We start from the raw sequence: 11,521 nt of genomic DNA on the forward strand, positions 1-11,521 counted from the left end.
TCTATTGGCTTCTTGGGCCGTTACAGACCCAACGCCTTACGCCGCTCCTCAGCAAAACCTTGCACCATGCGGTCGGCGATCAGGGCGAGGATCGCCATCGCCGCGCCTGCAGAGATGCCCAGCCCCACATCCGCCTGCCCGAGCGCCAAATAGATCGACTGGCCGAGGCCGGTGGTGCCGATCAAGGCCGCAATGACCAGCATCGCAAAGGCATAGAGGATGGTCTGATTGAGGCCAAGCAGGATCGACGGCGCCGCATAGGGCGCGCGGATGTCCTTGAGCATCTGCCATGTGGTGGCGCCGGAGGCGGTCGCAGCCTCGATCATCTCCTCCGGAGTGGAGACCAGCCCGTGCCGCGTGTAGCGGATCATCGGCACGATGGCATAGGCGATGATCGCCAGGAAGGCGGAGAATTCGCCGATCTGGAACACCATCAGCACCGGGATCAGGAACACGAACAACGGAATGGTCTGCAGCATGTCGCAGACCGGGCGCACCACACGCCAGACACCGGGTGAGACCGCAGAGGCCAGACCGATGGCGCCGCCCATCACCGCGCAGGCAAAGACTGCAGCGCCAGAAAGGTAGAGCGACAGCAGCGCCCGCTCCCACAGGCCGGACAGCAGGATGGTGCCCAGCAGAACCACAGTCAGGACGGCCAAATTGCGGCCGCCTGCAACCCAGGCCAGCGCGCCGGCACCCACCAGCACAAAGGGCCAAGGCAGCTGCGAAATGCCTGTTTCGAGCATTCCGGCAGCAATCAGCAGCATGATACCGAGCGCTACCTGTCCGCGCAGTGCAAAGACTACGCCTGCAGCGGCACCCGCCGCAAACAGCGCCGCACTCATCGCCGGGGTCCAGGCAAAACCCCAAGTGAAGGGCAGAACCGCCTGGTCCAGCCCGATCCGCATCGGCAGCAGCACATAGAACAGCACGTTGTTCTTGAGCGCGGTCAGGAACTCCGCATTGGCGCTGGTAAAGGACGACAGCCCCCGGTCGACACTGTCCGCCACCGGGTTGAACAAGCCGTAGTTGCCGGGCTGCTGAACGCTGCCCCAGAAGGCCGCGCTGACCAGGACGCCCAGCGCCAGGATGCCCCAGGCAACGCGCGGGTCATGCCTGTCGCGCCGGTCCTGGGTCAGGGTGCCGCTCATCCGGTCGATCAGGATCGCGAAGATCACGATCACCAGGCCTGCCAGCAGGCTCTGCCCGAACTGGGCCTTGCGCATGGTCAAGAGGACCTCCCAGCCGATGTCGTCAAAGCCGCCGATCACGGCGGCGATGATCACCATCGACAGCGCCGCCATCAGGCACTGGTTGACACCAACCATGATCTGCTGCCCGGCCGAAGGGATCTCGCACTGGAACAGCTGCTGCAGGCGGGTGCCGCCGGCCATGATCGCAGCTTCCTTGATCTCCGGCTCCACCCGTTCGAGGCCAAGGAGCACATTGCGCGCCATCGGCGGCGCTGCGTAGATGGCAGAGGCGATGAGACCCACCACAGGGCCAAAACCGAACAGCACCAGCAGCGGCGTCAGGTAAGCAAAGGTCGGCACCGTCTGCATGATGTCGAGCACCGCCTGCACCGGTTGGCGGATGCGGGGGTATTCATTGGCAAGGATGCCTATACCGCCGCCGATGATCAGCGCCAACGGCACCGAGACAGCAACCAGCGCCAGGGTGTTCATGCTTTCGGGCCAGTAGCCGGAAGCGAGCACAAAGCCGAGGCCCACCACCGCCATCAGCGCCATCCGCACGCCGCCCAGGGTCCAAGCCAGCGCCGTGGTGGCGCAGATGACCAGCGGCCAGGGCGTATGGCTCAGCACGTAATTCGCGGCTTCCATCGGGTAGAACATCAGCGCAGAGAAGGCCCGTGCCGTTGGTTTGATCAGCGCCAGGAACCACTCCATGAAGGCCCCAACCCAGCCGGTGGCGGGCAGCACCCAGGCGGCGGGAAACTTGACCAGCCAAGGCAGGCTGCTTTCCAAGAGAAGGCACAAGGCACCCACAACAGCTGCGATCAGCGCCGCAACCGAGCCTTTTGAGAGAGACGCCATCACCCCTGCTCCACCTGCAGCGCGGCAGCGAGGTCAGCAGGGTTCACCACGCCGACCAGCTTGCCGTCATCCGTGCGGACCGGCACCGGTTCGTACAGCTCCATGCAGCGCGCAAGGGCTGCATCCAGCGTCATGTCCTGGCGCAGGCCGGGATCGTCGGCGCCGTAGACATGGTGTTCGCCGGGCTGCATCACCGAGGACACATGCGCATGCTGGCCTTTGGCCACATCCTTGGAGAATTCGCGCACATAGTCATCGACCGGACGCAGCACGATGTCGGCGGGGGTGCCGATCTGCACCACCTTGCCGTCGCGCATGATGGCGATCCGGTCAGCCAGCTTCAGCGCCTCGTTGATGTCGTGGGTAATGAAAACGATGGTGGTCCTAAGTTTGGCCTGGATTTCCAGGAACTCATCCTGCAACTGCCGCCTGATCAGCGGGTCCAGCGCCGAGAACGGCTCATCCAGGAACCAGACCGAGCAATCGGCCACCAGAGAACGGGCGATGCCGACGCGCTGGCGCTGACCGCCGGAGAGTTCACGCGGGAAGTTCTTTTCACGCCCGCCAAGGCCAACGAGTTCGATCACCTCCTGCGCCTTGGCAAGGCGCTGCTTCTTCTTCACCCCCTGCACCCGCAGCGGGTAGGCGACGTTTTCGGCCACGGTCATATGCGGGAACAGGCCGAAATGCTGGAACACCATGCCCAGCTTCTTGCGGCGCAGCTCGATCAGCCGCTTGGGGCTGGCCTCGACGATGTTTTCGCCGTCGATGCGGATCTCGCCGCCGGTGGCGTGCAGCAAATGCGAGATGCATCGGATCAGGGTCGACTTACCAGAACCCGACAACCCCATGATCACAAACAGCTCCCCCTCCTTCACGTCAAAGGAAGCGTCCTGCACGGCGGGGATCAGCCCCTTGCCGCGCAAGTCCTGCGCAGCAGCTTCGGGTGTTTCGTGCCGCGACAGCGCCTCCTTCAAGGCGCTGTCTGCATTGTTGCCAAACACCTGCCAGACATTCCGGCAGGTGATGGCTGGCGTCTCAGAGCCGCTCACTTGGGTCAGCTCAGTTAATGGCGGCGTCGACAACCGGGCGCCACTTGTCCTCATTGGCGGCCATCCATTCGGCAACCACCTCTTCGACCTTGCCGCCATCCACGTCGACCGCGCCCATCATCGGCTGCTGGTCTTCCACGGCCAGGGTGTAGTTCGACAGGATCTCAAACGCCGCGGGCCAGGTTTCCGCGGTGCCGGACCAGGCGGCCTTGAAGATGCGCGAGGGTGAGAAGTCGCAGTCGTTGACAGCATCCGGGTTCGGGCCCCAGGCCGGATCGGAGAAGCAGGCGTCCTCGCCCGGCGGCAGATCGACGAATTTCACGTCATATGCCGACATCGCCCAATGCGGCTGCCAGAAGGTGATCAGGAGCGGCGTCTTGCGTTCGGTCGCGGCACGCAGCTCGACGATCAACGCTGCCTCGGAACCCGCAGGCACGGCCTTGAACGGCAGCGCCAGGCCGGTCATGCGATCGGCCCCCGGGGTGCCCCAATCTGCCGGATAGTCAACCAGGCGGCCTTCGGGCAGGGTTTCGGCGGTGGCGAATTGCGCGGCACAGTCCTTCAGCGCCTCCCAGGCCGGCAGGCCGGGGCAGATCTCGGCCACATGCGCCGGATAGGCAATGCCTTCGCGGGCGTTCAGCTCCAGGTCACCCAGCTCGACGACGGTGCCTTCTTCGACCTTCTTGGCGTATTCATCGGAGACATTGGAGGACCAGATTTCCAGCGTCGCATGGATGTCGCCATCTGCAATCGCCTGGAACTGGTTCATCATCCCAGCAGAGACATATTCCACATCATAGCCCGCAGCCTTGAGCATCTCGCCCGCGATGTGGGTGGTCACATGCTGGCCGGTCCATTCGTTCACCGCCAGCTTGATCGGCTTGCTGGTGTCGCCCAGCTCGGCGGCGGAGGCGATGCCCGCGGCAACCGTCATTGTTGCGGCGCCCAGCGCCAGCGCAAATCCCTTGAAGTTCATCCTTCTACTCCCTGTCATTGTTGTTGCGCCGCCGGTTGTCCGGCTTGGCGCGTCATTGGAACCCGGCGGTTCATGGCGCCTGGCCAGCCTTTTGGCCGGCCGTTCTGTTACTTGCAGACGCCGATGCCCCAAGTGTGGCCGGGGATAATGCAAGTATTGGAACATATTACGACCGCTTGTCGAGCAAATGCGACGCAAATGGCAAAAAATTTTGATTGACGGTTTAAGTTTTTGTGCAAACACACAAGTTCCGGAATCAACCGGCGTGCCCGCTGGACTTAGCCCGGGGGCTCTTCAGACCGCAAGCCGGATGCGATGAAACGGGACGAGCGCCCCCGCATCGCGGGAGCGCTGTCTTTTTTTTTAGCAGTTAAGAGCAGCCCGGCTCAGGAACGGCCCTTGCCCGTCGCCTCCTCGACAATGGGCATCCATTTGGCCCGGTTCACCGCCAGCCAGCCGCGGGCCGCACCCTGCGGGGTTTCGCCGCGGACATCCACCAGCCCGATCAATGGTTGCTGGTCCCAGATGCTCAGCTGGTAGTTCTTCAAGATCTCATAGGCGGCAGGCCAGCGCTCCTTAAACCCCGGCCAGCTCGCCTTGACCACGCCGCCGCGGTAAAAATCGCAGTCGCCAGTGGCCTTGGGGTTCGGCCCCCAGGACGGGTCTGTGTAGCAGGCGGGCTCCGGCTTGGGCAGGCGCACAAACTGCAGCGCATACGAAGACATTGCCCAATGCGGCGCCCAGAAGGTGGAGATCACCGGGCGTTTCTCGCGATAAGCCGCCTGGAAGGCTTCGATCATCGCCGCCTCCGACTCAGCCGCGACCACGTCAAACGGCAATTCCAGCGCGCGGATCCGGTCAGCACCGGGCGAACCCCAGGATTCCGGGTAGGCCAAGTAAATGCCACGTTTGCCCTTGCCGTCCTCTGAGAAGATGCCTGCGCAGTCGCGCAGCGCCTCCCAATTGGGCAGCCCAGGACACATCTGCGCCACGTAGGGCGGGAACACCACGCCGTTGCGCGCATCCAGCCCCATGTCGCCCAGGTTCTCCAGACGGCCCGCATCCACCAGATCGAAGTACTCAGCAGGATCGCTGCTGGTCCAGACCTCCACCATTGCATGCATATCGCCGTCGGCGATTTCACCGTACAGGTTGCTCTGGTCCGCCTCGGCATATTCGACGGTATAGCCCGCCTCCTCCAGCAGTCCGCCAGCGATATAAGTCGACAGGTGCTGGCCGGTCCAGTTGTTCAGCGACAGCCGGATCGGAGTTCCCATATCCCCCATATCTGCAGCTTCGGCGGCCCCCGTAGCCGCCAGTGCCGCAAAAGCTGCGGCAATCACATTGATTTTCATTGGCGTAACTCCCGTTCTGCCAGTCGTCCCACGCGCCGCGCCTCAGCGCAGCTCCGCGGACCGGCATATCAGGCGGGAGTTGACAAAGATTAACGGCTTGCGGGAACAGCTGCGCCTTTGAATAGGAAAAAGCCTAAAACTTGCTTCAAGCATCCGCCCGGATCAGCCAGCACGACGGGCAACCAGAAGCACCGGATCATAGGTCAGCGGCAGCTTGCAGCCCCGGCCAAACCGCTCGCGGTAGTCATCCTCGAACGAACACAGTTTCCTGCGGCTCCACCCCTGCTGAGCATTGCCGTTCACCCCGGTCTGGCGCAGATGCTTCAGCAGCTCTACCGCAGAGCCGAACTCCAGAACGGAGGGATGCTGGGCGATTTGCTGGACTTCCAAACCATCCGGCAGCACCGAGCACCATTCATCCGCATCAAGGTAACTGGGTGCAGCGGCGGCGGACCCCAACGCTGCCAGCTCGCGGAACTGGCTGCGGCCGAAACCCGATAGCGCCAGCCAGCCGCCGGGTTTCAGTTGCATTGCCAGCCGGGAAAGCAGCGCCGGCAAGTCAGGTATCCACTGCACGGTCGAGGCAGAAGCGATCAAATCCAGCTGATACGGCAGCGGCAAGCTCTCCACCGGACCGGCCTCGAACCTGGCGTTCAGCCGGGTCTCCTCATCCAGTGCCTGCAACACCTGTCCCGCCTCCGGCACAAGGTCATTGAGGATCAAACGGTCCGCCCGGAACCGCTGCATAAGCTGCCGCGTCAAATGGCCGGTTCCGCAGCCGAACTCGAGAACACTGCCGAAGCGCCGCGCCCCCGCCTGATCCTGCAGCATCCGGGCCAATTGGCGGGCAGTTTCCGCCTGTACCGATGCGGCGTCGTGATAACTCTCCAGCCCGCGCCGGAAGCTTTTCCGCACACGTGACTGATCCGGATGCTGGGGCTGCATGTCTTTCATCAGAACAGCGCCTCCCACTGCGCAAACCGGTCAAATGGCGCATGCGGCGCGTCCAGGTTCGCAACGTTCTGCCCCGCCCAGGCACGCGCCAGATTGGCTGGCGGAAAAATCTTGTCGCCGGAGCAAATCCAGACCTTGTCAAAGCGCATTTGAGGCGCGTCCCCGCGGCGCTCCACCGCCAGCAGTTCTGCCCGGCGCGCTTCCACATCCAGAGCTTCGGCGTCCTGCCGGGCGCCAAACACCCGGCCTAGGAATTGCTGATAGCTGTCAAGGCTCAGGGTTTCCACAGTGCGGCGGAACACGGCCGGCGGTATGCCCGCCCCGCGGTTCACCGGCTGCAGGCTGCCGTTCACTGCCGTCTTGCGGCTGAACGGGTCCGGACGCCCCTGCTGCCAATGCGCATAGGCAGCCACGCCAAACGACCAGGCCAGCAGGCTGACCCGCTCATAGCCGGAAAGGTCCGGCAGCTCTGCATCCAGATCGGTGTACCCGCTGGCAAACAGGATGTCCTGGGGGCCATCCAGGTGCCAGAACACCTCCGGCCCCACAGCCCAGCCGCCGAAAACCACGATGGCCTCGGCTGCCTGGATCTGTTTGAGCCAGCGGAACTCCATGGCTTACAGCTCCCGCGCCAGCCGCAGCATACCTGCGGTGATTTCGCTCAGCTGATCCGGCGAGGTGATGAAGGGCGGCATTGTGTAGATGTTGGTGCCGAAGGGGCGCAGAAACACGCCCATTTCATGCGCCCGGGCATGCGCCTCGTCGGCTGAGACGCGGTGCTTCATCTCAATGACTCCAATGGCGCCCAGTACCCGCACGTCCGCCACGTTGGGCAGATCGCGCGCCGGGGCCAGTTCTGCCTGCATCTGTTTGCCGATTGCCGCCACCGTGCCGCGCCAGTCCTGCCCCGTCAGCAGGTCCAGCGACGCCTTGGCAGCGGCACAGGCCAGCGGGTTGCCCATATAGGTCGGCCCGTGCATGAACAGGCCGGGATTGCCGCCGCCGATGCCCTCTGCCACCCGATCATTGGTCATGGTGCAGGCAAAAGAGATATGGCCGCCGGTCAGCCCCTTGCCGAGGCAGATGATATCCGGCTCAACCGAACAGGAATTGGTGGCGAACAGTTCGCCTGTGCGGCCAAAGCCGGTGGCGATCTCGTCGAAGATCAGGAGGATACCCAGCTCATCACAGAGCGCGCGCGCCTGATTGAGATATTCGGGGTGATAGAAATACATCCCGCCGGTGCCCTGCACCACGGGCTCCAGTATGAAGGCGGCGATCCTCTTGGCGTTGGCCTCCAGCACTGCCCGCAGCTCGCCCAGGCCGTTCTGCGCCGGGTCGTCGATCCAATCCTCATGAATGCGGACTGGCGGGCGGGAGACGAAGTGCTGCACGCTCAGCGCGCCCTGGAACAGGTGGTGCATGCCGGTATCCGGGTCGCAGACGCTCATCGCCTTCCAAGTGTCGCCGTGATAGCCGGAGCGGATGGTGGCAAATTCCTTGCGCCCCGCCTGGCCGATGGCGTGCTGGTATTGCACCGCCATCTTCATCGCCACTTCGACCGAGACGGACCCGCTGTCGCAATAGAAGATGCGCGTCAGGCTTTCGGGTGTGATCTCCAAGAGCTTGCGGCCCAGGTCGATGGCCGGGTCATGGGTCAGCCCGCCGAACATCACATGCGGCAGGGTGTCAAGCTGGTCGTGAATGGCTTTGGTGATCGCCGGGTTATTGTGCCCGTGCATCATGCACCACCAGGACGACATGGCATCTATCAGACGGGTGCCGTCGTCCAGGGTGATGTACATGCCTTTGCTTTCCTTCACGACGAAGGTCGGGCCGGGTTTGGCGACATTGGTGTAGGGATGCCAGAGGTGCTGTTGATCAAACTCCAGCTGGGTGAGGTCTGCGGCACTCATGCCATCTCTCCTTGGGCCAAGGCCTCCTTGATCAGATCCACCCGGATGCTGGCCTGAAAGGCCACGGCCAGCGCGTCAGAGGTCAGCTCGCCCAGCACCGGCAGCCGCCCCAGGTGCGCCACCTGGCCGAACTGGCAGATGGTTTCCTCAACCGCCGGCTCCGCGTCGCCGATGAAGGCCACGCCCGCAACCGGGCAGCCCGCATCGCGCAGGGCTTTCAGCGACAGCAGCGTGTGGTTGATCGTGCCCAGCTGGGTCCGCGCGCAGAGGATCACGGGGGCGCCCCAGCGGGCGAACAGATCGATATACAGCACCTTGCGGTTCAGCGGCACCATCAGCCCGCCTGCGCCTTCGGCCACCAGCACGCCATCAACCTCAGGCAAAGACAGCGAATCCGGGTCGATCTCCGCGCCTTCGGCCTCTGCTGACAGGTGCGGCGAAGCGGGCAGTTGCAGAAGGTAGCCCTCGGCCAGCGCCGGGCGGCCCGACAGGCGGGAGACGATTTGGCTGTCGGTCTCCTCTTCCAGCCCCGATTGCACCGGCTTCCAATAGGTGGCGCCCAGCGCCTGCACCAAGCCGGCCGAGAAGATGGTCTTGCCGATACCGGTATCGGTTCCGGTGACGATCAGCGCGCTCATGCTGCACTCTCCATTTCCCGGGCGAGGTCTTCGAACATCCGGGTGATGACCTCTGCCCCCGTATTCAGTGTGATCGACAGCCGCAGCCGCGAGGTGCCGCGCGGCACTGTCGGCGGGCGGATGCCGCGGATGTCGTAGCCGCGCGCCTGCATGGCCGCGGCCAGCGCCATGGTGCTCTTGTCGTCACCGATCACCACCGGCAGGATTTGGCTTTGGAAACCATCCAGCCCGCACAGGCGCTTGGCCTCATCTTGGGCATGGGTAATTCCCTGCCACGCCTGTTCGCGGCGGCCCGGGTTCTGCTGAAGTTCCTGCAAAGCTGCGCGCACCAGGGCCGCGTTCAGCGGCGACGGCGCGGTGGCAAAGATGAACCCGCGCGCCTTGTTGATCAGTGCCTCGATCAAAACCTTCTGGCCGCAGATCAGCGCGCCCGAGGCGCCCAGCGCCTTGCCGCAGGTGTGCAGGGACAGGACATTGGGGCGGTGGGCGATGCCGTGTGCCAGCCCGCGGCCCAGATCGCCGAACACGCCGGAGGAATGCGCTTCGTCCACCACCAGCACGGCGCCCTCGGCGTCTGCCACCGCCATCAGCGCATCCAGCGGCGCCAGATCCCCATCCATCGAATAGACCGCCTCAACCGCGAACCAGACCTGGCCCTCGCCGCCTGTCGAGCGCCAGTCCTTCAGCACCCGTGCCGCGTCCTCCGCATCGCTGTGGGCAAAGCTGCGGGTCTCTGCCCGGCCCAGCCGCATCCCGTCATGGGTGCTGGCATGGATCAGCGCATCATAGAGCACCAGATCGCCCTGCTGCGGCAGGGTGGAGAAGATCGCCTGATTGGCGTTGAAACCGCCGCCCATGAACAACGCGGCCTCAGTGCCGAAAAACGCAGCCGCCTCAGCCTCCAGCAGCTGATGTTCTGCATCGTTGCCGCGCAGCAGGCGCGAGCCGCCTGCCCCCACCGGCACCCCGCGCGCCAGCGCGTCTGCGGCGGCGGCGCGCAGCACATCGCTGCCCGCCAGCCCGAGGTAGTCGTTGGAGGCAAAGTCATGCCCGTCCCGCGGCATCAGCTGCCGGTAGCGTCCGCGCGTGCGCAGCGCTTCCAGCGATTTCTCATGCCGCGGAAAGGCGCCCGCCATCAGCGGCTGCCGTCGCAGCCTGCCGCCATCGCGGTGATGCCCAGACGGTCGAACAGCTGCTGGTCCTTGTCCTCTTCGGGGTTGTCCGCGGTCAGCAGCGTGTCGCCCACAAAGATCGAGTTGGCACCGGCAAAGAAGCACATCGCCTGCATCTCGTCCGACATATCGGTGCGGCCCGCGGACAGGCGCACGTGGGACTTCGGCATCAGGATGCGGGCCAGCGCCACCGAGCGGACGAATTCGATCGGGTCCAGCTTCTCGACATTGGCCAGCGGCGTGTCGGCGATCGGGATCAGCATGTTGACCGGCACCGAATCCGGGTGCACCTCCAGCGTGGCCAGCGCCAGCATCATGTCGATGCGGTCCAGCTGCTTTTCCCCCATGCCAACGATGCCGCCGGAGCAGACCTTGATGCCCGCCTCACGCACCCGGTTCAGGGTGTCGATCCGGTCGGCAAAGGTGCGGGTGGTGATGATCTCGGAATAGTAACGCTCCGAGGTGTCGATGTTGTGGTTATAGTAATCCAGACCGGCATCGCGCAGGCGGAACACCTGTTCCTCGTCCAGCATGCCCAGGGTCATGCAGGTTTCCATGCCCAGGTCCTTGACGCCCTGCACCATCGCCTCAAGTGCGGCCATGTCTCGGTCCTTGGGCGAGCGCCAGGCGGCCCCCATGCAATAGCGCGTCGCGCCGCCTTCCTTGGCTTTCTTGGCCTCGGCGATCACCCGCTGCACCTCGATCAGCTTGGAGGCAGAAAGCTGCGCGCCGTTGCGCGCCGACTGAGAGCAATAGGCGCAATCCTCGGCGCAGCCGCCGGTCTTGATGCTGAGCAGCTTGGATTTCTGCACCTGGTTGGGATCGAAATACTGCCGGTGCACGGTGTGCGCCTGAAACAGCAAGTCCATGAAAGGTTTGTTATAAATCGCTTCCGCTTCCTCGCGGGTCCAGTCGGTGCGGATGGGTGCAGCGTCCAGCATGCTGTCTCCTGTTCTCTATACCTGTTGGCCATGCGCGGATGGCGTTTCCGGTTTTATAGATAATTTTGCAGCCTTCGATCAAGCATCAAAGCTGCGCTGCAGCGATTTGCCCCAACCCGGTGCCAATAAGGCCAATACTGAACTGATATTAATGCCAAAAAATAATCTACAAAGATTCCGGTTGACGCAAACCCCGCACCTCCCCTAGCCCTATAGGCACGCAGGGGAGTCCCGCCCAAGGGACTGAGAGGCGTCATGGTGCGGAGGATCCCGGACCGGCGGCGCGACCCTTTGAACCTGACCCAGTTGATACTGGCGTAGGAAGCAAGAAGCATCGCACGGCGCCCCGGCGGCAAGCGGTGTTTCGGACAGGCAGCATGCGTGCACCGGCCGTACACCGGCTGTACACCCCCCCCTGCCCGTTTTCCTCCGTCCCGGCTCAATTGGTGTTTTTGAACCG

At 63.9% G+C, this 11,521-nt stretch carries 10 protein-coding genes and 1 riboswitch; all 10 genes read right to left on the reverse strand.

What is annotated here, in order from left to right:
* Positions 1–20: 20 nt before the first annotated feature.
* The 10 genes from GC1_RS13710 to bioB all read right to left on the reverse strand — a co-directional run bounded on the left by GC1_RS13710 (position 21) and on the right by bioB (position 11,061).
* The gene (locus tag GC1_RS13710; RefSeq protein WP_019294646.1) at positions 21–2,057 is read right to left on the reverse strand and encodes an ABC transporter permease; all 2,037 of its coding nucleotides are present in this window, start codon (positions 2,055–2,057) and stop codon (positions 21–23) included.
* Positions 2,057–3,109, reverse strand: coding sequence for a quaternary amine ABC transporter ATP-binding protein (locus GC1_RS13715; protein ID WP_019294647.1), 1,053 nt, complete (start codon positions 3,107–3,109; stop codon positions 2,057–2,059). The genes GC1_RS13710 and GC1_RS13715 overlap by 1 nt, the downstream gene beginning before the upstream one ends.
* 10 nt (positions 3,110–3,119) lie before the next feature.
* The gene (locus GC1_RS13720) at positions 3,120–4,085 is read right to left on the reverse strand and encodes an ABC transporter substrate-binding protein (RefSeq protein ID WP_019294648.1); all 966 of its coding nucleotides are present in this window, start codon (positions 4,083–4,085) and stop codon (positions 3,120–3,122) included.
* Positions 4,086–4,471: 386 nt separating this feature from the next.
* Positions 4,472–5,440 (reverse strand): ABC transporter substrate-binding protein, encoded by a 969-nt coding sequence (locus GC1_RS13725; protein ID WP_019294649.1) that lies wholly within the window; start codon positions 5,438–5,440, stop codon positions 4,472–4,474.
* Between the two features lie 162 nt (positions 5,441–5,602).
* Complete coding sequence (locus tag GC1_RS13730) at positions 5,603–6,394, reverse strand: methyltransferase domain-containing protein (RefSeq protein ID WP_019294650.1); 792 nt, start codon at positions 6,392–6,394, stop codon at positions 5,603–5,605.
* On the reverse strand, positions 6,394–7,008 hold the full coding sequence (locus GC1_RS13735; protein ID WP_019294651.1) for a pimeloyl-ACP methyl esterase BioG family protein: 615 nt from the start codon (positions 7,006–7,008) through the stop codon (positions 6,394–6,396). Before GC1_RS13735 ends, GC1_RS13730 begins: the two co-directional genes overlap by 1 nt.
* Positions 7,009–7,011: 3 nt before the next feature.
* Positions 7,012–8,310: an adenosylmethionine--8-amino-7-oxononanoate transaminase gene (gene bioA, locus GC1_RS13740; RefSeq protein ID WP_019294652.1), complete on the reverse strand. Its 1,299-nt coding sequence runs from the start codon at positions 8,308–8,310 to the stop codon at positions 7,012–7,014.
* The gene (bioD, locus tag GC1_RS13745; protein ID WP_019294653.1) at positions 8,307–8,948 is read right to left on the reverse strand and encodes a dethiobiotin synthase; all 642 of its coding nucleotides are present in this window, start codon (positions 8,946–8,948) and stop codon (positions 8,307–8,309) included. The genes bioA and bioD overlap by 4 nt, the downstream gene beginning before the upstream one ends.
* Complete coding sequence (locus tag GC1_RS13750) at positions 8,945–10,084, reverse strand: 8-amino-7-oxononanoate synthase (protein ID WP_019294654.1); 1,140 nt, start codon at positions 10,082–10,084, stop codon at positions 8,945–8,947. Before GC1_RS13750 ends, bioD begins: the two co-directional genes overlap by 4 nt.
* Positions 10,084–11,061, reverse strand: a complete 978-nt coding sequence (gene bioB / locus GC1_RS13755) for a biotin synthase BioB (protein WP_019294655.1) — start codon at positions 11,059–11,061, stop codon at positions 10,084–10,086. Before bioB ends, GC1_RS13750 begins: the two co-directional genes overlap by 1 nt.
* A gap of 212 nt (positions 11,062–11,273) precedes the next feature.
* A riboswitch (TPP riboswitch) is annotated at positions 11,274–11,402 on the forward strand.
* Positions 11,403–11,521 lie beyond the last annotated feature (119 nt).

The organism is Leisingera sp. ANG1 (assembly GCF_000203975.2).
GTDB lineage: Bacteria > Pseudomonadota > Alphaproteobacteria > Rhodobacterales > Rhodobacteraceae > Leisingera.

Coding starts and splice junctions, on each gene's coding strand:
- GC1_RS13735 (WP_019294651.1), bottom strand. CDS start 7,008: ATGGAGTTCCGCTGGCTCAAACAGATCCAGGCAGCCGAGGCCATCGTG.
- GC1_RS13725 (WP_019294649.1), bottom strand. CDS start 5,440: ATGAAAATCAATGTGATTGCCGCAGCTTTTGCGGCACTGGCGGCTACG.
- GC1_RS13720 (WP_019294648.1), bottom strand. CDS start 4,085: ATGAACTTCAAGGGATTTGCGCTGGCGCTGGGCGCCGCAACAATGACG.
- bioD (WP_019294653.1), bottom strand. CDS start 8,948: ATGAGCGCGCTGATCGTCACCGGAACCGATACCGGTATCGGCAAGACC.
- GC1_RS13730 (WP_019294650.1), bottom strand. CDS start 6,394: ATGAAAGACATGCAGCCCCAGCATCCGGATCAGTCACGTGTGCGGAAA.
- bioA (WP_019294652.1), bottom strand. CDS start 8,310: ATGAGTGCCGCAGACCTCACCCAGCTGGAGTTTGATCAACAGCACCTC.
- GC1_RS13750 (WP_019294654.1), bottom strand. CDS start 10,084: ATGGCGGGCGCCTTTCCGCGGCATGAGAAATCGCTGGAAGCGCTGCGC.
- bioB (WP_019294655.1), bottom strand. CDS start 11,061: ATGCTGGACGCTGCACCCATCCGCACCGACTGGACCCGCGAGGAAGCG.
- GC1_RS13710 (WP_019294646.1), bottom strand. CDS start 2,057: ATGGCGTCTCTCTCAAAAGGCTCGGTTGCGGCGCTGATCGCAGCTGTT.